Below are 21,054 nucleotides of genomic sequence, written 5' to 3'. Positions count from 1 at the left end.
ACACCCTGCGCGTGAGCGCCGCACCCGCGATCCACCGCCAGCTCCTCGACAGCGCCCAGGGCACCCCGGCGATCCCGGCACAACGCAAGGCCCGCCGCGAATACCAGAACCGCGTCAATGCCCTCCCAGCAGCCACAGCCGGACCATGATCGTTCTCAGCGCCAACGGCTGTACCGATGTTCAAGCAGTCGCTATTTCAGCCGATGAAGTCTGCGACTACTTCACACGTCGCGCCGCCCAGGCCGGAACCGCTGGCCTGGGCGAGGTGAGGGCGGCTGGTGAAAGCACGGCCAGCATAATGCCTCCCAGCGAACCACCGAAAACCTCCTTCTCACCTGCACGTTTGCCAGGCGATTACTTCTGATGAAAGATTCTTTCGTTTGATGTAGGCAGCGGAAGGTGGCGGAGTGTGATCCGGGACGGGTCGGTGCCGGGTGCGGCGAGCCTGCATCTGGTCGGTGGGACGGTGCTGCTTCGGCCCGAGGAACAGGTCGCTGAGGCGATGCTGAGCGGGTGGCGGAATCAGCAGCTCGCCCGCAACCTGGCGCTCTCTACGATCGAGGGCCGGGTGAACGCGGTGAAGGCATTCACCCGCTACTCCGACGCGTTCCTCTGGCAGTGGATGCCGCAGATGGTGGATGAGTGGCTGGGTGACCTGCGGGCAGTCCGGCATCTGCGGCACTCGACGGTGCGCAACTACGCCGAGGCGGTCCGCTCGTTCTGCGCGTTCCTCACCGACCCGGCCTACGGCTGGGCGGTCGAATGTGAGCGCCGGTTCGGCTCGCACCCGATCCAGGTCTGCCACGAGTGGAACACCACGGTTCATCTTCAGGACAACGAGGCTGACCCGTCCAAGCGAGCATTCACCCGCGATGAGCTCCAGGCGTTCTTCGACCACGCCGACGACCAGGTCCACCGGGTCAGCGGCGCCGGCCGCAAGGGCTGGCTCCCGGCGTTCCGGGACGCGACGCTGTTCAAAACCGCCTACGCCTACGGGCTGCGCCGCCGCGAGGATCGGATGCTGGACCTGGCCGACTTCGGGCGCAACCCACACGCGCCGACCTTCGGGGACTTCGGCGTCTGCTACGTCCGCTGGGGCAAGGCGATGAAGGGCTCACCGCCCAAACGCCGCAGTGTCCTGACGGTTGGACCGCGCGACGGGATCGGCGGCATGGACTGGATCGTCGACACCCTCGACCAGTGGGTCACCGAAGTCCGACCAAGGCTCGCTCAGGCGTCTGCCTCACCGGCGTTCTGGCCGTCGGAGCGCAGCCCCCGGATCGGATTCTCGCAGATCAACACCCGCTTCGCCGCCTACCGCGATGCGCTCGGGCTGGATCAGGGCCTGGACTTTCATTCCTTGCGCCGCTCCTACGTCACGCACCTGATCGAAGACGGCTGGGACCCACGGTTCGTCCAGGAGCAGGTCGGCCACGAACACGCCTCCACCACCTCTATCTACACCTGCGTGTCCTCGGACTTCCGCACTCGGACCCTGCTCAAAGCGATGCAGGACACCGCCGACGCCGTTCTCGCCACCGGAAGGGGCAAGCGATGAAACGCCAGGTCAGCTACCAATGGCGGCTCCGCGAGGTCATGGCTACCCACGGCATGTTCTCCGCCACCGACCTCGCCGCTCCTCTGGCCGACCGCGGGGTCACCCTGTCCTCGGTGCAGATCTGGCGCCTGGTCACCCAGAGCCCCGAACGGCTCTCACTGCCCATCCTGGCCGCGCTCTGCGACATCTTCGACTGCACCCCCTCGGACCTGATCGGCACCCGCGCCGAGAACGCCGCGCCCCGACGCACCGCCACCGGCGACACCGGCCCGGGGCCGCAGATCGCACCGATCCAGCCCAAGCGCGCCCGCATCCGACCCGAATGACGCACCGGACCAGGGAGCAGTACGAGCGCTGGCATCTTGGCGAGTGCGTCCGCTGCGGACGGCGCGCGGCCAAGTCCGCAAACTGGGAGGGGCTGATATGCCGCACCTGCTGCGAGAAGGCCGCTCGGACCTTTGGCACCTGCCCGGGCTGCGGTATTGAACGACTACTGCCCGGCCGACGTGATGGCGCACCGGTCTGCCGGGACTGCGCCGGGATCACCCGCGATTTCCACTGCGACCGCTGCGGCAACGAAGCCCACCTGCTGGGCCGCCGGCTCTGCGAACGCTGCACCCTCTCCGACCAGCTCGCCGAGCTCCTAGACGACGGCACCGGCCGCCGCATCGCCCCCGGCCTTGCACCTCTGCACGCCATGCTCATCCAGATGCCGCGTCCCAAGAGCCGCCTGATCTGGCTTCGCCGAACCACCAACCAAGCTCTGCTGACCGATCTCGCCGACGGCACGCTGCCGCTCACCCACGAGGCGTTCCATCGGCATCCTGAATGGCGCACCGCCGCGCACCTGCGTGACCTCCTCATGGCTTGCGGGCTGTTGCCCGAACGAGACGGCAGACTCCTGCGCTTCGAGAGCCGGCTGCACCGACGCCTCACCGAACTCGCCGACCACCCGCACCACCAGACCCTGGAACACTTCGCCACCTGGCACCAACTGCCCAAACTCCGCGCCCGCGCCACCCGCAAACCCTTGACCGACAGCGCCGGCAACCACGCAGCCCAGCAGTTCAACCGGGCCCATGAGTTCCTGACCTGGCTCCACCAGAACCAAAGCGCCCTCGCCCAGCTCACTCAGGCCCACCTCGACCGTTGGCACGCAACCCACCCGTCTCACGAGCAGCGTTCTCTCCGCGGCTTCCTGACCTGGGCGACCAGCACCGGCCGCGCCCCGCGGCACCTGTCCCTGCCGAGACTGCACATCACCGAGGGCCGCCGCCTCACCCAGCACCGGCGCCTGGAACTACTGCGTCGAGTCCTGGACGAAACCGCGGGACCGGTTCCTGCCCGCGCTGCGGCCAGCCTCATGCTCCTCTACGCCCAACCCGCCAGTCGCCTGGTCCAGCTCACCACCGACGACGTCCTCCGCGAAGACAACGACGTCCTCATCCGGCTCGGAGACCCGCCCACACCCGTTCCCGCGCCCTTCTCCGACCTGCTGCTACGCGCCAAGAACGCAAGCACTGACAACGGCTCGACGGCGTCATGGCTGTTCCCCAGCCGCGCCGGAAGGCCACTGCACTCACGCTCCCTGGCCGACCAGGTCAGACGCATGGGCATCCCCGGCGCCGCCGGGCGGGTCGCCGCCCTGCGCCAGCTCGTCCTCCAAGCCCCCGCCCCCGTGATCGCCCAAGCCCTCGGGTTCCATGACAAAACCACCACCCAACTCGCAGCCCAAGCGGGCGGGGCCTGGAACCGCTACGCCCCAGATGACCACAGACAGTGACCTCTACAGTCCCCAGCACAAGGAACACAGATCACTCGATCAACGACTCCTGCCAGCCTCAAGGCCGGTAGAGGTCGGTCATGATGGCGAGCCGTTCTGCGTTGCAGGTGGTACGAGGTGGTTGGTCGGCGCCGGATGCCTTCAGGTTGGTGCCTCGTCCAGCCTCCTATCTGGATCAGCCTCGGCTGGATGACTCCTGGTGGTGTCAGAATCCGATGGCTTCGCGGAGCAGCAGGACGGTGCCGCGCCCGGGGTGGGGTTCTGCGTTGAGGACGAGAATGCGGTTGAGGGCACTGGGCACCCCGTAGGCCTTCATGGCGCGCTCGTTTTCCAGCGGGAGGCAGTGGTTTTCGATGCGGCGCAGCGCGGTGCTCAGGTCAGGCACCACCTTCTGCGCTCCGACGACCCAGATCACGCGGGCCGCGGCGCCCGAGTAGCCGGCCAGTTGGCTTCCGCTGGCCGAGGCTGCCACAAGGCAGCCGGTCACGGTGACCGCGGCGACGCTGCCCACAATGACGTCGGGGCAGGCGAGCATCCGCCAGATCTCGGCCAATTGGGTGGCGCGGTCCATGGTCACGCTGCGTGCCTTGACGGACTCGTATCGCCCGCTGCTGTTGAGGTCCTCATCGATGCCGGACAGGCGGAGGGTCTCGCTGGCCCCCGTGAACACGCTGGCGCCCTCGGGAACCAGGTCTTCGACGCGGGTACGCGCGGCAGCGGCGTCATCGAGGATTTCGACGGCGAAATTGTTCTCCCTCAATGCAGCGGCCACCCGCTCCAGGGTCTCCGCGGGCGCCGGGGCAGTGAATGATGTTGCTGGAACCGAAGTCGTCATGGTGCCTCCTGGCTGGTCGTGTGTAGCGGGTCATAACGAGCAGGTGGTGCCGTCCAAGCGCGATCGCGGGGGACGGAGAAGCGGGTCCTGGCGTCTCCCGAACTTCCCGCCTGCTGGACGGAGTGCTCGTCTCCTCTAGTACGACAAGATCGCCCCGCGGAATGTGAGGCGGGGCGCCGACCTCACATTCCGGTGCGGTGTCTTGTCGAAGTGGTGAAGGCAGATGAGACCGAGGAGGGCTGGCGACGCCCATGACCAACCAGTCCAGGCCAGGACACGGCCGGTCCGATCCAACCCTCAGCATGATCATCAGTGAGCGGCGGCAGCTGATCAATCTCGCCTACCGGCTGCTCGGCTCGCTGGCCGAGGCCGAGGATGCCGTCCAGGAGACCTACGCTCGCTGGTACGCCATGTCCCGCCAGCAGCGGGACGCCATTGCGTCCCCCGGCGCGTGGCTGACCACGGTGGCCAGCCGTATCTGTCTCAACTTGCTCAACTCGGCACGGGCCCGCCGGGAGCATTATGTGGGCGAATGGATTCCCGAGCCGCTGCCCGAACCCGCGGAGTGGGTCACCGGACGGCCGGCCGACCCGGCCGACCGGGTCACTCTGGACGAGTCGGTCAACATGGCCTTCCTCGTCGTGCTCGAATCGATGACCCCGGCCGAGCGCGTGGCGTTCATCCTTCACGATGTCTTCCGCTACTCCTTCGCGGAGGTGGCCGACATCACCGGCCGTACCCCGGCGGCATGTCGCAAGCTGGCATCCTCGGCCCGCCGTCGCATCCACGCCTCGCAGGCTCCCGTGACTCCCATGGTCCAGCAGGCCGGCGTCGTCCGGGCCTTCAAAGCGGCGTGGGAGGCCAAGGACATCGATGCCCTGATCGGGCTACTCGACCCCGACGCCACGGCGATCGCCGATAGCGGCGGCCTCGTCATGGCTTTCCTGGACCCCATCAAGGGCGCCGAGCAGATCGCGCACGGCTGGGCCGAAATCGCTAACCGAATGCCGGGCAACATGACGCTCCTGCAACGCACGGTCAACGGCCAGCCCGGTCTGGTGGCCCAGCAAGACGGCGTCACCGTGACCGTGTTCGCGTTCGAGATCGTGGGAGACCGGATCAAGCAGATCTGGGTCGTACGCAACCCGGAGAAACTCCACCCCTGGACATTGGGTTGACACTGTTCAGCCGGTGGAACGGCCGGCCAGCCGGCGGGTGTCGATTCCCCCGTCAGCGCAGAACGAGCGCAGCTCGCCGCGGATCAATACGTCGCACCGGGCGAGCTGGGCCGGGTTTCGCGCGCCCGGCACCGCCATGATCGCTGCCAGCTGGTCCAGCCATGTTGAGCGGTGTCAGTCCTGGTCCGGGCATCTGTGGCCTGGTCAGGCGCTCGGGCCTGACCGTCGGCGCATCGCCCGTGCCAGCGGTGGGCCGTGAAGCGGCCGACTCCACCGATGCCAGAGTCTCCCCCACTCGACGCAGCGTCGTCCCCGCTCCCCTCGCACCGGTGCAACAGGGGTCTGCGCTGCTGGGGCCCAGACCGCCAGCAACTCCTCGTCGTCGGGATGGGGTCCGGTGCGGTAGCCGGCATCTGGACGGCCCGGTTGCGTGCGGCCAGGGGGCCGGGCGGGTCTGGTGAAGTCATCGCAGATTCCCACCACGAGCAGGTCGTGGCTCTCCACCGAGAAGCCGGCACCGGCGGGGAACTCCGCGCAACCTGCGGCGCGCAGCACGACGCGGACCTGTTCGGCCGCCCAGTCCCGGGCCGACCACAACGGCCGCACGTCCACCCCGTACCCGAACTCCGGCCCTTCCCCCTGCTCACTGGACATCACGACGTCCTCTCCCCGGTCTGGGGGGTTCCAGCGGACGCACCGCGCCGGTCCTCAACTCTGCCGGCCCGTGGATGGTGCGATGGATGGTGAACGGCCCACGCTGTAGTCGGTGGTCAGGCCCGCCGGCGACACCTCACCTTCGGCGTAGCGGCGGCGAATGGAACGCCGCACCGGCTCGGGCAACTTGGGCTGCTTGCCCCTGAGTTCGCTGTTCTTTCGGCCAGCGCCATGCCCTCGCGGGTGCGCATGTGGCCCAGGTTCACCTCGAACTCGGTGACCACGGCATTCACAGCCTGCGGTGTTCCGGAGAAGCCCCGTCACCAGGACAGTTCGCGGAACACTCTTACAGAACACCTCGACCTGGAGCGCCGTCTCGGCTGGCCGGTGTTCCGGTGGGGGTTCCCTAACGGAACACCTGCCCAAAGATCATTCTTAGCGCTAACGGCTGTCCGCAGGTTCCTCAACCCCGGCACCGCCGTCAGGCCCTTGCGGTCACCTGCCGTCGCGGCCAGGGGGCTGCGATTCGTCCAGCAGCTTCAAAACGGCGGCACAGTGTTGTGCTTGTCCGCCAGCGCTGCGCGCATTGCCGCCTCTGCGGCGCCGTCGTCGGCCGGGACGAGTTCCTCCATCGGCTGCAACGCGGCCTTGACCTAGTCCTTGGTGGCACCTGTCCACCGGGGCATGGCGTGGAGCCGTCAGGGGGATGTGTCACCGACGGCCGGGAAGGGCAGCCTGTCGACCGCGTTGCGGCGGCGGCGTTCGGGCCGCCGGTCGTAGCGGGCCGTGGTCGCCGGGGAGGCGTGCCCGACCAGATGCTGGACCGTCGCCAGGTCGACGCCCTGGTCCAGCAGGTCGCCGATGAACGTCCGGCGGAAGTCGTGCGGCGTCACCGGCGGCAGGGACGCCTGCTTGCGGCGCTTGACGACCGCGTTGCGGACGGCGGCGTCGGTCATCGGACGGTGCTGGATCGCGCCCGAGCGGTGCACCGGTTTGAACAGCGGGCCGGATGGGCGGTCATCGAGCGCCAGCCATGCGCCCAGCAGTGCGGCCGCGCTCTCGTGCACGTACTCCAGCCGCTGCTTGTCGCCCTTGCCGATGATCCGCAGGGACCGTTCGCCCGGGTTGTAGTCCTCACGGCGCAGTGCGGCGACCTCGGCACGGCGCGCGCCGGTGGTGTAGAGGACGGCCAGGAGCGCGGCGTCGCGGACGCCCGCCGGAGACCGATCCGCGGCGCAGGCGCGCAGCAGCGCGGCGAACTCGGCGGCGTGGACGCTGCGGCCGGTGGGCAGCCGCGTCCCGCGGAAGTTGCGCACCGCCGCGGCCCGCTGGTAGTCGTCGGTCGTCATCTCGCCCAGCCGCCATGCCGTCCGCAGCACACCGCGCAGCGCCGACAGGTGCAGGTTGCGGTAGGCGGGCGACCAGGGCACCGGCTCGCCGTCCGGGCCGTCCACGTTCTGGCGGCCGATCAGGCCGCGCAGCCCCGCCGTGTGCTCGGCGCGCAGCTCCGCCCACGGGAACCGCTCCCCCGGCGATTCGCCGGGCTCGCGGCCCGACGCCGTATGGATCATCGCGGCCAGGCGATGCAGGCACGCGCTCATCGCCCGCCGCGACCGGGGACTCTCCAGTTCCGCGATGTAGACCAGGTAGGGGTTGCGCGTGTCCGCCATGGGGCGCACAGGGACGCCGGCGGTGCGCGGCTGGAGATCGTCCATGCGCGGGAGCCTAACGTAGCTGGCTTCTGAGAACGAACATTGTCGTCAGTCAGAGCTCCATGTTTTCCGCACATTCTTATTTTCTGGAAATAGAAATCTAGAAAAGCTAGGATGGAGGTGTGACGACGAGTGAGGAGACGGTGCGGCCCGCCGAGCGCGCCTGCCGCTACTGCGGCAGGCCCGTCCCCCAGCGCGAGGGACGCGGACGGCCGCGCGAATACTGCCCCGAGGGCGACTGCCAGGCCCGCGCCAAACGGGAACGTGAGCTGCGCCGCGGCACGCCGGGTCTGGAAGGTGCCCTCGCGCGGGCCGAGGACCTGTACGAACGGATGGAGCAGGGCCTCGCGGCGGCCATCGCGCCGCTCGCGCAGGCCCTTGATTCGGAGCTGTCACCGCGAGGCGTCGAGGCGCGGATCAGCGCCATCCACGCCGAGGCGCAGGCGGCGGTGGCCGCCGCGCTCGCCGAGCGTGAGGACGCCGAGGCGCGCGCCGTGCAAGCCGAGCAGGCCGCGGAGAAGGCCCACGAACGCGCGCGCACCGCCCGCCAGCGCGCCCAGCAGGCCGAACGGGAACGCGACGACGCTCTGGAGAAGGCCGAGCACACGCGCTCCGAAGCCGAAACCGCCGTGCGGGCCGCGCGGGACGAGGCTGAACAGACGATCGCAGCGGTACGCGCCGACGCCGATGAGATCGTCCACCAGGCCCGCCTGGAAGCCGACCGGGTGTCCACCGAAGCGCGCGCGGAGGCCGAGCAGGCCCGCCTGGACGCTCAGGACGCGCGGTCGCGGGCCGCCGAGGCCGGACGCGCCGCCGACACCGCCCGCCGCGACGCCGAGCAGGCCAGCGTGCAGGCCGCGCAGGACAGAGAGGCCCGCGCGGAGACCGAGCGTCTCCGCGCGGCCGAGGAGGCGCGCGCCCGGGCCGCCGAACAGGAACGCGAACGCGCCGACCACCGCCTCCACGTGGCCCAGCGCGCCCGCAATGAGGCGCTCACCGCGCTGGAGGCGGCCAGGTCCGAGAACGAGCGGTACCGCCAGGACGCCGAGGTCGCGCAGGAACGGGCGAAGATCGCCCAAGCCGAGGCCGGGCGGCTTCGAGCCGACCTGGAACGCCTCCGCGACGAACTCGCCGACGCCCGCCTCGACCTGCGCGCCGAGCAGACCCGCTCCGCCGAGTTGGCCCGCGAACGCGACGCCGCCCGTGCCGAGGCCGCCGCCCAGCGCGAACGCGCCGTCACCGCCGAACTGGCCGCCCGCCCCAAACCGGCGACCTGACCCTTACCCCCACCCCGCGCGTCCAGCTGCCCCTGAGGAACAGGCAGCTACCGGATCCGGGCGCCGGCTGGACGGAAGGCCGTCGGGCTGCGCCTGCGGTGCGGCGGTTGCGGGGCTTAAGACTGACAGGAGCCGTTGGTCGATCTGGTGTCCGGTGAGCGTGTGAGCACGAGCAGCGGGAGGACACGGACGACGCTGCAGGGGCACCGGTGAAGCCTCCTCCCCTCCCCGAACAAGCCCGGCCACGCACCTCTTGCAAGGCGGTACGCGCACCCTGGCGTCTGTCATCAGCAGGTGTGTTCCGCCGCAAGGGCCCTCCACTCGGGAAGCTGCAATGAGACCCCAGAGCTCTGCGTAGTGTTCCGATTTCACCACGCTGCGATCACGTCACAGGCCCGAAGCCCTTAACTACACGGCCTTGGCCTTTAGGCAGCGGCTCCGTGGCATCCGGCCACGAAGCCTCCGTAAAACCTGTTGGCGGACCCCGGCGACCGCTGCTACCTTTCCGGAGGCCGTGCCAGAGAACGAGGAGGTGGTACCCGTGAACGCAGTATCGACATGGGTGCTCCCCTCCGGGGTCACGGTCGGGCGATAGGTCGTCCGGGAGCGCCGTTCAGAGCACTCCCGAAAGGCACGACCATGCGATTCACTTCCGAGCAGCGCCTCGACGACGGCGTCCTCGAACGCGAATTCATCCTCGGCGAGATCCCCGGCATCCTGTGGACACCCGCATCCGCACCCGCACCGGCCCCGCTGATCCTGATCGGCCACCCCGGCGGACTGCACAAGATGCGCCCCCGACTGGTGGCCCGGGCCCGGCATTCGGCGGAGTACGGCTTCGCCGCGGCCACCATCGAGCTCCCCGGGAGCGGTGACCGGCCCCGCTCGGCCGCCGCCGAGCAGGCCCGCGCCGACCTGCACCGGGCGCTGGAGGCCGGCGAGCCGGTCGACGAGGAGATCGTCGACCGGCTCGTCCTCCCGCTGGTCGAAAAGGCGGTCCCGGAATGGCAGGCCGCCCTGGACGCCCTCCTTTCGCTGCCCGAGATCGGCGGCCCGGTCGGGTACTCGGGGGGAGTGATCTCCATCGGCATCCGGCTGGCGGTGGTCGAGCCGCGCATCTCGGCCGCCGTTCTGTTCGCCGGGAGTTTCGTGCCTCGCACCCTGTTCGAGGAGGCCCGCCAGGTCACCATTCCGCTGCACGTCCTGCTGCAGTGGGACGACGAAGGGAACGACCGGCAGGCGGCCCTGGACCTGTTCGACGCCTTCGGCACCAGGGAGAAGACGCTGCACGCCAATCTGGGCGGGCACACCGGCGTCCCGCAGTTCGAGGGGGACGCCGCGGCCCGGTTCTTCACCCGGCATCTGAGCTAACCGCCGACCACCCCCGCTGCCAGGCCGGCAGCAGGCGGTAGGCGGTGTCGGCCAGGACGCCGCTCATCGAGGACAGGTCCCGACCCTCCTCGATGGCGGTGGCCGGCAGACGCACAACCGCCCCGATCGCGGCGGTACCGGCCGGGCGGGGCGGCACCCGGCCACCAGCACCTCCATCAGCCGGGCCCACGCCGTGAGGCACTCGGCCCGCACCTTGCGGATCACCGGGCAGGCGGCCGTCTGCGAACCAAGCGCAACACGGAGCACCACGCCAAATTCCACACCGAACGCTGGTCACAAGCCGTAGTGATTACTACGCAGGGCTACTTGAGGTCTCATCGCAGCTTCCGAGTGGAGGGCCGCAAGGGGGCGTGCCCGCTGCGGTAGCGTCTCGGCAGGGTGGAGGCGAATCGGTTCAGTTCTTGGCGAGCGCTTCGTGGCAGATCCACTGGAACAAGGTGGGGTTGTCGACAGTGGCGATCACACTGACGGTGCTGCGGACGTGGCGATCGGCGTCCAGTAGGGCCGGCATTCCGGCGGCCAAGTCGGCCCTGGAGTCCTCCCCCAGCCACCAGCCGCAAAGTAGGCGTGGGGCTTCGTAACAGTGGTCATGCGCTCGCCAGCTCGGCGGCGGCTTGTTCGTCGTGTTCGCGCAGCATCCGCATGACGGTCGCGGGCGAGGGGTGTTGGCCCTTCTTCGCACTCTTGCTGATGACGAGCCGGGCGGCGATATCGCGCAGGCTCATCTCCTGCTCGCGTAAGTGGAGGGCCATGGACAGCATGGACTCGTCGGCGATGCCGGCGCCTCCGATGGTCTTGCCGCATTTGCGGGCGCTCTCGTGGCCTTCGAGGGTGCGGTCGCGGATGTACTCGCGCTCCGTGCCCGACATCGCGGCGAGCACGGCGAACACGATTCCGGAGGGCTCGTGCGAGCCCTCCAACTCCCCGGTGAGGAATTCCGGGCCGACGTCGCCAGCCTTCATCCTCGGCGAGCATGGTGAGTTGAGGCGCCGTGTTCGTGGACGACGAGGGCGACGGCGACGCCGGAGGAGCGGATCTCTCCGGCGAGCTTGACGGCGGCCTCCAGTTCGGGGCGCATTGCGGTGCAGGCAGAGATCTTCTCGGCGAAGACCCGGGTGACCCCGGCTTCGGCGAGGGAGCCCAGTTGTGCGTCCAGGACTGGCGGGCTGTTGAGGCGCGGGCGTACCCGAGGCGGACGGGTCCGACCGGCTCGGCGCCGGCGGGCCGAGGCAGCTCGGTCCACACTGGGCCCGGCTTACGCACGGCCGGGGGCGGCACGCTGAGAGCCTTGGCGAGTTGAGGCACCAGGCGGGAAGCGGGCGGTGCGGCACGGCGAGGCCGCAGGGGCAGCGCAGGTGGACCGCCGGACGGTCGCCTGTTTCACGAGCGACCACCTGGGAAACCCGGCCCGCGAGGCGTGTTCCGTGAAGCGGCTCCACTGGCCCCCTGTGGCGGGTAGAGGGGTGCCGTCAACGAGCGGCCGACCAAGCGCCTGGTGACCCGCCAGTAGCTTCTGTGGTGCTTAGGCCGGGGCGGGCTACGGTTGCGGTGCGGCGCGGTGTTCACCAGCTGATTCCGGCCGCCACCGGCAGGTGGTCGCTGCCGGTGGCCGGCAGCACCCGCGAGCTCTCCGGCTCCACGCCTCTGACCAGGATCTGGTCGATCCGCACCACCGGGAACTTCGCCGGCCAACTGAAGCCGAAGCCGTCCCCGGCCGCGTCCTGGGCCGAGCGCAGCTGCGAGGTGATGTCGGCGAACGCGCGGTCGTCCATGGCGCCGTTCAGGTCGCCGAGCAGCACCACCCGCTCGTTCTGCTCGGCGGCGATGGCCTTGCCGAGCGCCTGCGCGCCTCTGTCACGGTGGGCCGTCCAAAAGCCCGCCCTGGGATTCACGCGTGCGGACCCCAGGTGGGCCACATACACCGCCAGTGGTCCGTGGTCCGTGGCCACCGTGGTGCGCAGCGCCCGAGCGTAGCCCATCTTGATCTCGACCGGCTTGGTGTCCCCCAGCGGCCCAGCGTCGATCTTGATGTCGACCGGCTGGGTGTTCGACAGCGGCAGCTTGCTCCACAGCCCGACCGTGCCCTGCACCGTGTGGTACGGGTACGTCTTCGCCAGCTCCTTCTCGTACGTGCCCCGGGCCTGCTGGGCCAGCTCCTCCAGTGCCAGCACGTCCGCGCCGGAGGCGGCCAGGTCGCGGGCGGTGCCGGCCGGGTCGGGGTTGTCGGCGCCGACGTTGTGGCTGGCCACGGTGAGGTCGCTGCCCGGGTGGGACTTGTCGCCGAGCAGCCCGCCGAAGAGGTTCAGCCACACCATGACCGGCAGCAGCAGTGCGGCCACCGCGGAGGCGGAGCGGCGCCACAGCCCCCCGGCCAGCAGCACCGGGATGAACAGGCCGAACCACGGCAGGAACGTCTCCACCAGACTGCCGAGGTTCCCGATCCGGTTCGGGATCTTCGCGTGCAGCAGCATGAGCAGGCCCAGCAGCAACGCCAGTGCCGCAAGGACCAGGCCGCGCTTCCAGGGCCCCGGCCGGGAGCCGATGCGGACCGCCCGCCGGATGCCCGCGCGCCAGGTACCGGAGCCGGTATCACGGCTGCCGGCGCCGCCCTGTCCGGTCTCCGCCGTGTCCACCTGCGCCATCGTCTGCCCTCGCTCACTGCCGGTCACTTCTGCATCCTCGGGTCCTTGGCGGGGTCGGCATACATACGCGGGCAACCACGATCGATCACATTGGTGCGCAGTTCGTAGTGCCAGGGTTCGTTCCTGTAGATCTGGCACAGCCCGTACTTGGCACCATGTTCGGACAGCCATGCCGTCGCATTGGAGTGCCCGATGTCGACCGCGTCTCCCGACACGTGAGGAGACGCCGCTGCGGTGGCCACCCATCGGGCGGCCTCGTCTTCAGACCCGTACTTGGAGACCGCGTCGCGAAGAAGCTGATTTTGGTAGTCCGGGGAACGCCAGCCGTTGTTGACGTAGAACTTGACGCCCTCGTCCGCGGCGTCCGTTGCAGCCTGGCGGAGGGTCTTGAGCAGATCTGGATCGAGGTTGGCCACAGCCGGAATCGCGTTATCGAAGACCGTCACGCCGTGGGGGACGACACCGTCAGCCTCGCTGAGTGCACCACGGCGCTCACTGCGAGGAGCCTTCGAGGGTGACGCGGCCGAGGGTGAGGAGGGGGATGCGGGCGAGGAGGACTTCAAGGGTGGTGTGGGCGAGGAGGACGAGGAATTCTGCGACTGGTAGCCGAGGGTTGCCGTGATCGCTGCTATGATACGGCAGCTGTAGATCGTGAATTTGGGGATGTCGCTGCTGGTCAGCGGGGCAGCTTGAGATGATCACGATCGGGTGGAGTCCCGGACATGCGGGACGGCCGCCGTGATCTTTGCTTTGTGTGACGAAAACCAAAACCCCGACGACCGTCGGGGGCACGATAGCGCATGCCGAACAGCAGCGGCGGGCCCGGTTTCTGGACGCGGTGATGACCCGGATCGCGGGGTGTTTCCGCAGGTGTGAGCCGCGACGGCTGGCCCGGGAGTTCGTGCTGGGCCTGCTGATGGAGCTGGAGGACCACAACTGCTGGACCTTGGGCGAGGCGCTCGGGCACACAGGCCCGCACCGGCTGCAGCACCTGCTGTCGAGGGCGAAATGGGACGAGCGGCAGGTCCTGGACGAGGTCGCGGCCTGGGCCGTTGAACACTTGACCGGCGGCGACGGTGGCGCCGACGGTGACCAGGACGCGGTGTTCATCGTGGACGAGACCGGCGACGCCAAATCCTCCACCGATTGTGTCGGGGCGGCGCGCCAGTATTCGGGGAGCCTGGGCGGGGTCGCGTTGTGCCAGGTGACGGTGAATCTCACCTACGCCACCGGCCATGGCCACACCATCATCGACCGCCGCCTGTACCTGCCCAGAGACTGGGCGGCCGATGAGGAACGCCGCGAGCTGGCCGGTGTCCCCGAACAGGTCGAGTTCGCCACCAAACCGCAGTTGGCCGCCGCGATGCTCGCCCGCGCCCGCGGCCGCGGGATAGGCGCCGGGTTCGTGGCCGGGGACGAGGTCTACGGCGGCCGAGACCTGCGCACCTGCGTCCGGAGCCTGGGCATGGGCTATGTGATGGCCGTCAAGCACGACCACACCGTGGCCCTCGGCCCGCACACCACCACCGCCCGCAGGGCCGTCCGGCTGATCAGTGACGGCGGGTGGCAGCGCATGCGCACCGGCACCGGGACCAAAGGCGTCCGCTCCTACGACTGGGCCATGCTCGCCATCACACCCGACGACACCCCCGACAGCCACCAGGCCGGTGACCAGGCCGGATGCACGGTCCTGCTGGTGCGCCGGCACCGCTACACCCGCAAACTGTCCTACTACCGCTGCTACAGCCCGACCCCGGTGCCGCTGGCCCGGCTGGTGGCCATCGCCACCGTCCGCTGGAAGATCGAAGAAGACCACCAGCTCGCCAAACAGGCCTGCGGCCTGGACAAAGGCCAGACCACCCGCTGGGTCTCCTGGCACCGCTGGACCTGCCTGGCCCTGCTCGCCTACACCTACCTCGCCGTCACCACCGCCACCGAACGCCACCCCGGCGACCCCGAATTGATCCCCATCACCGTCCCCGAACTGCTACGGCTCATCCGGGGGACCGTCGTACCCCCGCCCCGCACCGACCCCCAGCACCGACACGCATGGTCACTATGGCGCCGACGCCACCAGCAACGAGCCCGAGCCTGCCACCACGCCTGGCACACCTACGCCGAAACCACCCCATGATCACAGCAGGTCAGAGCCGAAATTACAGCTGCCGTATCCGTCTCAGAGCGCTCGACCGCAGACGTGCCCACAACAGGCCTCCGGTGCGAGAGATCGCAGGTCTGCGGCTGGACCCGTTCCGCAGAGAGGTCTACCGGGATGGCCGCTACGTCGCACTGACCAGGAAGCAGTTCGCCGTGCTCGAAGTCCTCATCGCCGCCGAAGGCGGTGTGGTCAGCGCCGAAGAACTCCTGGAACGGGCATGGGATGAGAACGCCGATCCGTTCACCAACGCCGTGCGCATCACCGTCTCGGCACTGCGCAAACGGCTCGGTGAACCCTGGATCATCGCCACCGTGCCAGGCGTCGGCTACCGCATCGACACGCAACCAGAGGCCGGACACGAGGGAGGAGACCGTGGATAGAGCGCCTGGGTTGAGCGTTCGCCTCAAACTCACCCTCAGCTACGCCGGATTCCTCATGCTCGCCGGCGTCCTGCTGCTCGCGGCGGTGTGGGTGTTCCTCCTGCGTTACGTCCCCGACCGCGCGCTTCTCATCCGCTCCGGCACCCCCTTAAATGGTGTTTTTCCCATCCGGTCCAGCCTCCTGCGCGTTTTCGCTCCGAGGGCAGCCGCAGTACTGGCGTTCCTGCTGCTGTTCGGCCTCGTGGGAGGGTGGATCCTCGCCGGCCGGATGCTCGCCCCGCTGACCCGAATCGCGGACGCCACACGAATGGCCACGAACGGATCACTCTCCCACCGAATCCGGCTACCAGGCCGCAAAGATGAGTTCCGCGAACTCGCCGACGCCTTCGACACGATGCTCGCACGGCTCGAAGCACACGTCGCCGAACAGCAGAGATTCGCGGCCAACGCCTCCCACGAACTGCGGACCCCGCTGGCGGTCTCAAAGGCACTTCTCGACGTGGCCCGCACCGATCCGAACCTCGACACCGGCGAAGTCATCGACCGCCTCCACGCCGTCAACACCCGAGCGATCGACCTCACTGAAGCACTGCTCCTGCTCAGCCGCGCTGACCAGCGGTCCTTCACCCGAGAACACGTCGACCTGTCCCTCATAGCGGAAGAAGCCACCGAAGCGCTCCTCCCCCTCGCCGAGAAGCGTGGCGTCACCATCGAAACCTGCGGCGACATCACCCCCACCATCGGCTCACACGCGCTCCTGCTGCAGCTGACCGTGAACCTCGTGCAGAACGCGATCGTCCACAACCTGCCTGAACAGGGCGCCGTGCGGGTCAATACCAGCGTCCGGCCCAAGACGGTGGTGCTCACGGTCGAAAACACCGGCGAGAAGCTCACCCCACAGCTGGTCTCGACTCTCACCGAACCATTCCAGCGCGGCACCGCACGCATACGCACCGACCACGCAGGCGTCGGCCTCGGCCTGGCAATCGTCAAAACCATCACCCACGCACACGACGGAACACTCACCCTCGCCCCGCGCTCTGCGGGCGGGATCCGCATCACCGTGGAACTACCCGGATAGGCCCGCACACCGATAGGGCGTCCCACTCCCGAACGTGCCCTCAGCCGCCATGTAGCTGTGCGTGACGATGGTGACGGTGTTCGTTCGCATAAATGACCAGTCATGCGAGACCGGCGACCGGCTGGGGTCTGCGACGCCGGCGGTCGGCGCCGGCCGATGGCGCCCTGTGCGTGCCCGGCGTGCCGGGCACGCACAGGGGATCCCTTCTCTTCGTGCCGGCGGGCGGTGGCCGCGCGTCAGCCGTGGCCGGTGACGGCCTGGATCTCCCGCTCGATGATCTCCTGCAGTGGCACGCCGTCGCAGTTGGCGAGGATGACGCCGACCCAGCCGGTGTACGGGTAGATGGTCCAGTTGGCGCCGCCACCGGGGGTGGCGCCGGCGCGGCTCCACACCCACTGGCCGTTGACGAGGCTGACCGGCATCGTGTAGGCCCCGAACGACGCGTCGGCGGGGGCTGCCCGGCCGTCCCTGCCATTCACCTGGGGGGCATGGGGGATCTTGGCTCCGGTGAACAACTCGGCGTAGGGCCGGTCCAGCACCCTGCCGTCGCCCAGTGCGTGCGCGAACCGGACCAGATCCGGCGCGGTGGCGAAGCCGCCGTCCCCGGGGGCGTCGATGAAGCTACGGCCCGGGTTCTTGCCCAGTTCGTACGGGTGCGGGCTGCCCTTGTCCAGGTTGCGGACCGCGTCCACCTGGCTGCCGTCGGCCAGCGTCATGTACGGGTGCGCGATGTGCTTGTCGGTGAGCCACTGCGGCCTGGTGTAGAACGCCGTACCGGTCATGCCGCAGCGCCCGAAGATGTGTTCTTCGACGTAGTCCCAGTACGTCGTGCCGGTCACGGCCTCCACGATCAGCGCGGGGATGGCGACCTCGGCGCCGGCGTGCCACGTGGTGGGTGTGCCGGGGGGCGCCACCAGCTTCGACTGCCGGGCCCACTGCTCGTAGTACTCGTGCACCTCCTCCCGGCTCTGGAAGATGCGTTGCACATCCTCATCCGGGGTGTTCAGCCCGGAGGTGCCGGAGAGCAGGTGGTGGATGGTCACCTGCCCGGCGATCTCCTTGGTGAAGCCCTTCAGGTAGGTGCCCACCGTGTCCGACAGCCTCACCTTGCCCTGCTGTGCCAGCTGCAAGATGGCCACCGCGCCGAACGGCTTGCCCGCCGAACTGAGGCTGAACGCGACGCCCTCGCTGTTGCGGATCCCCTTCTCCTTATCGGCCATGCCGTAGCTGCGCGACAGCACCGTCCGGCCCCGGTGCGACAGCAGCACCACGCCGGAGAACCTGCCCTCCGCGGCCAGCTCCGCCACGTACCGGTCGTAGGCTCCGCCGGGCCGGGTGTCCGGCGGGATCGGGTCGGTCGGGGCCGGATCGGCGTGGCCGGGCTGGGCGCCCACCAGCGGCGCGCCGGCCGCCACCGCGCCGGCGGCCGCCAACCCGCCCCACCCGAGCAGCCGCCGCCGGTCGACACCACGTACGGAATCCGAGTCCATGATCACGGTCCTTTCCCGATCGGCGAACTGACCGTTGATGCGTTGTGGTCCATGCCTCCACTGAAGACGCAAGACTGTTGCGGTGGCGTATGCGATTTTCGATACGCCCGCGATACGCCCCCCAATTCCCGGGCATCAAGGAACTGCGGTGGACTCGGCTGACAACCGGGCCACCACCTGGACGCAGAACTCGCGCTCGAACCGCCTCCGCGCGGCCCCACGATTCGCTCGACCCGGCCCGGCGGCTCAATCCGCCTGGTCCGGCAGCGTGCCGGCAGCACCGCCCGTAGCCCCTCGTCGGTCAGTACTTCCGGGCAGATCGTGGTGGCCAGCCACCCGATCGGCTCGTCTCGTCGACGCGGGTGGACTCACGGAACCCCAGCGCCTCACGGACCTGCGCCCGGTGCCGCTCGATCGACCGTCCCGCCCGGTCATAGTCGGCCGGCAAACGTCCACGCGGCGATCAGCTCTTCCGAACACAGGCACCGCCCCGGCACGACCGACTCGTGACGATCACGGACTATCGCGGCGGTCGATGACTCGTCTCTCGTCGCATACGGCGGGCTGGCCGCGGGCGTCCACCGATCGCCTCGGTCATCCAGGCGGACTCGTCGAGGGAGCGCTGCACGCCCCTCGGCTGAACACGGCGAGCTGGAGTACCCGAGGTGATGCTGGAAGTGCTCGCCCGGACCGGCGCCGACGCTGCTTTCATCTCCATCACCGGCGGCGAGGCGCGGCTGGCCGGCCTGCGCGTCACCATCGCCGCGCTGCCGATCGCGCACGGCTGCAACATCGGCTACACCCGGTCATCGGCTCGGCCGAGGCACTGCCCGCGACCGGCTCTCGCACGTGGATCAGACGTACCTGCACATCTGCGGATGGCCGACGCGCCCGGCTACCGCCACCAGATCAAGGCCCAGGCCAACCTGCAAGAAGGCCGCCACGCCCTGGCCCGCAGGGTCTTCCACGGCAAGAACGGACGGCTCCACCAGAACTACCAGCAGGGCATAGAAGACCAGATCGGCGCGCTCGGCCTCGTCCTCAACGCGGTCGTGCCGTTCAACACCCGCTACATGGACGCCGCCCTCACCCAGCCCCGCGCAGACGGTTTCGCCGCCCGCGACGAGGACGTGGCCTGGCTGTCGCCGCTCGTGCGGCACCACATCAACATGATGGGCCGCTAGTCCCTCCAGCTTCCGGAGATGCCCGGAGGGCTCCGTCGCTGAACCCCGCCCCGTAGCGCCCACGGCTGTCGGGGCCGGCCGCGGTCGGTCGGCCCGGCCCGCAGCACGACGAGCCGCGGGCCACGAACTGGGAACGGTTGCGCTCGGCCCGCTGATGGCCGCTACCGGGCGAGCAGTGGGAGCGCCGGGAAGGTGTGGTCCTGCCACAGCAGCCGCGAGGTCTCTTCGGGGTAGGCGGTGGTCATCGACGGCGTGTCAAAGAGCTGTGCGAGGCGGTGGTCGGTGTCGTACGGAGGCCAGCCCGGGTCGCCGTGCGCGGCGAACGCCGTCCACGCTCTGCGGATCTGCGCGGACAACTCCTCCGCCGCCGGGGAGGGCGGGTCGCCGATCAACATGGCAGGCTGTCCGCTGCTCAGGTTGCCGAAGACGAGCGGCACGTCCAGGCCGTGGCAGGCGCCGAGGCCACCGCCCAATCCCGGGGCGGGCCAGGTCAGTTCGTAGAGGTGGGCCTGGCCGCCGCCGGCGATCTGCGCGTCGGCGAGGTGGAGGCTCGGCATGCGGAACAGCCAGTCCGCGTTGACCAGTTCGTACAGCTCCTCATCGGCCGCGGCCGGGAATGCCTCCCGGTACCGGCGCGCGCCGTCCGGGCCGGGGGCGAGCAGGTGCAGAGCGGTCTTGGTCTGCTCGTGCGTGACCTGGCCGAGCACACCGTCGATCAGGCTGAACAACCGGTGCTCGTCACGAGCGTGCCCGACGAGAAGTGCGACGTCCCGGGCGGCGCCGTCGGCCAGCGCCTGCCAAGGGGTGGCCGGCAGGACGTCACCGTCGACAACCGGTGCGAACGGGATCGGCCGGTGTGTGATCTGCCCCCAGCGCTCCCGCCATCGGACCATCTTGGCGGAGATCGCATCGCCTGCGGCGGGCAGCCGGGCCGGGGCCACCGCCGACAGGCCGGACACCGTGGGCCGTACCCCCAGTTCGGCGGCGCAGGCGGCGGCGATGTCGGCGGCCAGCCCCGGGGAGAAGAACGTCCCCGGCACGCTCTGCGCGACCGCCCGGCGGAAGAGCCCCGCGGCGCGCGGCATGGCGAGCAGCGCGGCGACCGATCCGCCGCCAGCCGACTGCCCGAAGACCGTGACCCGGTCCGGGTCGCCGCCGAACACCCGGATGTTGTTCCGCACCCACTGCAAGGCCGCGACCTGGTCGAGCAGCCCCCGGTTGGCCGGGGCTCCGTCGATCTGCGCGAAACCCTCGATACCGAGACGGTAGTTGAGGGTCACGACCACGGCTCCGCTCCCGGCCAGGCGCCCGGCGTCATATTCCGGGAGGCTGGAGTCGCCCGCGACGTAACCGCCGCCGGGGATCCACACCATTACCGGGAGCCCCGCCGCCGGACCCGGATCCGGTGTCCACACGTTGATCGTCAACCAGTCGTCGCCGGCGGTGTCCTGTGCCGCCCCGAGCATGCCGGACTGCGGTGGCGGCGGGCCGTACGCGACCGCCGGGCGCACACCATCCCAGCTGCGCACCGGCTGCGGCGCGGCGAACCGGAGGGCGCCGACCGGCGGCTCGGCGAACGGGATGCCGCGGAAGACCGCCAGGCCCGCCTCCCGGCCGCCACGGAGGACGCCGGCCGCCGTGCGGACTTCCGGCTCGGACCCGGATGGCTTGCTGGACGCGGTGACGGCCACTTTGCGGGTTTCCTTTCCGTTCCTGTTCGGCAGAGCATT

The 21,054-nt window shown here is 69.6% G+C and carries 18 protein-coding genes and 1 pseudogene; 11 read left to right on the top strand and 8 right to left on the bottom strand.

What is annotated here, in order from left to right; translation table 11 throughout:
* The first annotated feature begins 145 nt into the window (after window positions 1-145).
* Genes ACQP1N_RS17180 through ACQP1N_RS17165 form a run of 4 tightly spaced genes read left to right on the top strand, consistent with a single transcriptional unit; the run spans window position 146 to window position 3,341 of the window.
* Entirely contained in the window at window positions 146-364 is a 219-nt protein-coding gene (locus ACQP1N_RS17180) for a hypothetical protein (protein ID WP_433232535.1), read from the top strand.
* Between the two features lie 45 nt (window positions 365-409).
* Window positions 410-1,558 (top strand): tyrosine-type recombinase/integrase, encoded by a 1,149-nt coding sequence (locus tag ACQP1N_RS17175; RefSeq protein ID WP_433227919.1) that lies wholly within the window; start codon window positions 410-412, stop codon window positions 1,556-1,558.
* Window positions 1,555-1,884: a helix-turn-helix domain-containing protein gene (locus ACQP1N_RS17170; RefSeq protein ID WP_433227917.1), complete on the top strand. Its 330-nt coding sequence runs from the start codon at window positions 1,555-1,557 to the stop codon at window positions 1,882-1,884. Before ACQP1N_RS17175 ends, ACQP1N_RS17170 begins: the two co-directional genes overlap by 4 nt.
* Entirely contained in the window at window positions 1,881-3,341 is a 1,461-nt protein-coding gene (locus tag ACQP1N_RS17165) for a hypothetical protein (protein WP_433232532.1), read from the top strand. The genes ACQP1N_RS17170 and ACQP1N_RS17165 overlap by 4 nt, the downstream gene beginning before the upstream one ends.
* Window positions 3,342-3,546: 205 nt before the next feature.
* Here ACQP1N_RS17165 and ACQP1N_RS17160 read toward each other — a convergent pair whose 3' ends face one another.
* On the bottom strand, window positions 3,547-4,176 hold the full coding sequence (locus tag ACQP1N_RS17160) for an LUD domain-containing protein (RefSeq protein ID WP_067799669.1): 630 nt from the start codon (window positions 4,174-4,176) through the stop codon (window positions 3,547-3,549).
* 302 nt (window positions 4,177-4,478) lie between these two features.
* On the opposite strand from ACQP1N_RS17160, the gene sigJ reads away from it, so the two are divergent.
* Window positions 4,479-5,354 carry an RNA polymerase sigma factor SigJ gene (sigJ, locus tag ACQP1N_RS17155; protein ID WP_067798372.1) on the top strand — a complete coding sequence of 292 codons (876 nt, stop codon included), beginning with the start codon at window positions 4,479-4,481 and terminating at the stop codon, window positions 5,352-5,354.
* Window positions 5,355-5,558: 204 nt separating this feature from the next.
* On the opposite strand, the gene ACQP1N_RS17150 is transcribed toward sigJ, so the two are convergent.
* Both ACQP1N_RS17150 and ACQP1N_RS17145 read right to left on the bottom strand, forming a co-directional pair.
* Window positions 5,559-6,008, bottom strand: coding sequence for a hypothetical protein (locus ACQP1N_RS17150; protein ID WP_433232528.1), 450 nt, complete (start codon window positions 6,006-6,008; stop codon window positions 5,559-5,561).
* A gap of 698 nt (window positions 6,009-6,706) precedes the next feature.
* Window positions 6,707-7,723: a tyrosine-type recombinase/integrase gene (locus ACQP1N_RS17145; RefSeq protein ID WP_433232526.1), complete on the bottom strand. Its 1,017-nt coding sequence runs from the start codon at window positions 7,721-7,723 to the stop codon at window positions 6,707-6,709.
* 119 nt (window positions 7,724-7,842) lie between these two features.
* Here ACQP1N_RS17145 and ACQP1N_RS17140 point away from each other — a divergent pair, with 119 nt between their 5' ends.
* Window positions 7,843-8,997 (top strand): hypothetical protein, encoded by a 1,155-nt coding sequence (locus tag ACQP1N_RS17140; protein ID WP_433232524.1) that lies wholly within the window; start codon window positions 7,843-7,845, stop codon window positions 8,995-8,997.
* 639 nt (window positions 8,998-9,636) lie between these two features.
* On the top strand, window positions 9,637-10,368 hold the full coding sequence (locus ACQP1N_RS17135) for an alpha/beta hydrolase (RefSeq protein WP_433232521.1): 732 nt from the start codon (window positions 9,637-9,639) through the stop codon (window positions 10,366-10,368).
* A 608-nt stretch (window positions 10,369-10,976) separates the two neighbouring features.
* Here the strand turns inward: ACQP1N_RS17135 and ACQP1N_RS17130 are convergent.
* The 3 genes from ACQP1N_RS17130 to ACQP1N_RS17120 all read right to left on the bottom strand — a co-directional run bounded on the left by ACQP1N_RS17130 (window position 10,977) and on the right by ACQP1N_RS17120 (window position 13,477).
* Entirely contained in the window at window positions 10,977-11,351 is a 375-nt protein-coding gene (locus ACQP1N_RS17130; RefSeq protein ID WP_433232518.1) for a hypothetical protein, read from the bottom strand.
* 600 nt (window positions 11,352-11,951) lie between these two features.
* Window positions 11,952-13,058 (bottom strand): endonuclease/exonuclease/phosphatase family protein, encoded by a 1,107-nt coding sequence (locus ACQP1N_RS17125; protein WP_433232516.1) that lies wholly within the window; start codon window positions 13,056-13,058, stop codon window positions 11,952-11,954.
* Window positions 13,055-13,477, bottom strand: a complete 423-nt coding sequence (locus tag ACQP1N_RS17120) for a M15 family metallopeptidase (protein WP_242608948.1) — start codon at window positions 13,475-13,477, stop codon at window positions 13,055-13,057. Before ACQP1N_RS17120 ends, ACQP1N_RS17125 begins: the two co-directional genes overlap by 4 nt.
* 308 nt (window positions 13,478-13,785) lie before the next feature.
* Between ACQP1N_RS17120 and ACQP1N_RS17115 the strand changes: the two genes are divergently transcribed.
* The 3 genes and pseudogenes from ACQP1N_RS17115 to ACQP1N_RS17105 all read left to right on the top strand — a co-directional run bounded on the left by ACQP1N_RS17115 (window position 13,786) and on the right by ACQP1N_RS17105 (window position 16,650).
* Window positions 13,786-15,165, top strand: coding sequence for an IS701 family transposase (locus tag ACQP1N_RS17115; RefSeq protein WP_433225973.1), 1,380 nt, complete (start codon window positions 13,786-13,788; stop codon window positions 15,163-15,165).
* A gap of 35 nt (window positions 15,166-15,200) precedes the next feature.
* Window positions 15,201-15,569: pseudogene (locus ACQP1N_RS17110) on the top strand (winged helix-turn-helix domain-containing protein); the annotation flags it as partial.
* Window positions 15,562-16,650, top strand: coding sequence for a sensor histidine kinase (locus ACQP1N_RS17105; RefSeq protein ID WP_084262904.1), 1,089 nt, complete (start codon window positions 15,562-15,564; stop codon window positions 16,648-16,650). The pseudogene ACQP1N_RS17110 and the gene ACQP1N_RS17105, both read left to right, overlap by 8 nt.
* Before the next feature lie 236 nt (window positions 16,651-16,886).
* On the opposite strand, the gene ACQP1N_RS17100 is transcribed toward ACQP1N_RS17105, so the two are convergent.
* The gene (locus ACQP1N_RS17100; RefSeq protein ID WP_067798352.1) at window positions 16,887-18,140 is read right to left on the bottom strand and encodes a serine hydrolase domain-containing protein; all 1,254 of its coding nucleotides are present in this window, start codon (window positions 18,138-18,140) and stop codon (window positions 16,887-16,889) included.
* 668 nt (window positions 18,141-18,808) lie between these two features.
* Between ACQP1N_RS17100 and ACQP1N_RS17095 the strand changes: the two genes are divergently transcribed.
* Complete coding sequence (locus ACQP1N_RS17095) at window positions 18,809-19,324, top strand: Tn3 family transposase (RefSeq protein ID WP_433232734.1); 516 nt, start codon at window positions 18,809-18,811, stop codon at window positions 19,322-19,324.
* Window positions 19,325-19,485: 161 nt separating this feature from the next.
* On the opposite strand, the gene ACQP1N_RS17090 is transcribed toward ACQP1N_RS17095, so the two are convergent.
* On the bottom strand, window positions 19,486-21,015 hold the full coding sequence (locus ACQP1N_RS17090; protein WP_433232511.1) for a carboxylesterase/lipase family protein: 1,530 nt from the start codon (window positions 21,013-21,015) through the stop codon (window positions 19,486-19,488).
* Window positions 21,016-21,054 lie beyond the last annotated feature (39 nt).

The organism is Actinomadura formosensis, assembly GCF_050948385.1.
In the GTDB taxonomy this organism is placed as follows: domain Bacteria; phylum Actinomycetota; class Actinomycetes; order Streptosporangiales; family Streptosporangiaceae; genus Spirillospora; species Spirillospora formosensis.
Note: the sequence above shows the minus strand (reverse complement) of the source record. Positions and strands in the feature narration are given on the sequence as shown.

Excerpts from the sequence above, each read along its gene's own strand:
- ACQP1N_RS17180 (WP_433232535.1), top strand. The coding sequence starts at position 146 with ATGATCGTTCTCAGCGCCAACGGCTGTACCGATGTTCAAGCAGTCGCT.
- ACQP1N_RS17170 (WP_433227917.1), top strand. The coding sequence starts at position 1,555 with ATGAAACGCCAGGTCAGCTACCAATGGCGGCTCCGCGAGGTCATGGCT.
- ACQP1N_RS17165 (WP_433232532.1), top strand. The coding sequence starts at position 1,881 with ATGACGCACCGGACCAGGGAGCAGTACGAGCGCTGGCATCTTGGCGAG.
- ACQP1N_RS17160 (WP_067799669.1), bottom strand. The coding sequence starts at position 4,176 with ATGACGACTTCGGTTCCAGCAACATCATTCACTGCCCCGGCGCCCGCG.
- sigJ (WP_067798372.1), top strand. The coding sequence starts at position 4,479 with ATGATCATCAGTGAGCGGCGGCAGCTGATCAATCTCGCCTACCGGCTG.
- ACQP1N_RS17150 (WP_433232528.1), bottom strand. The coding sequence starts at position 6,008 with ATGTCCAGTGAGCAGGGGGAAGGGCCGGAGTTCGGGTACGGGGTGGAC.
- ACQP1N_RS17145 (WP_433232526.1), bottom strand. The coding sequence starts at position 7,723 with ATGGACGATCTCCAGCCGCGCACCGCCGGCGTCCCTGTGCGCCCCATG.
- ACQP1N_RS17135 (WP_433232521.1), top strand. The coding sequence starts at position 9,637 with ATGCGATTCACTTCCGAGCAGCGCCTCGACGACGGCGTCCTCGAACGC.
- ACQP1N_RS17130 (WP_433232518.1), bottom strand. The coding sequence starts at position 11,351 with ATGAAGGCTGGCGACGTCGGCCCGGAATTCCTCACCGGGGAGTTGGAG.
- ACQP1N_RS17100 (WP_067798352.1), bottom strand. The coding sequence starts at position 18,140 with ATGGACTCGGATTCCGTACGTGGTGTCGACCGGCGGCGGCTGCTCGGG.
- ACQP1N_RS17095 (WP_433232734.1), top strand. The coding sequence starts at position 18,809 with ATGCTGGAAGTGCTCGCCCGGACCGGCGCCGACGCTGCTTTCATCTCC.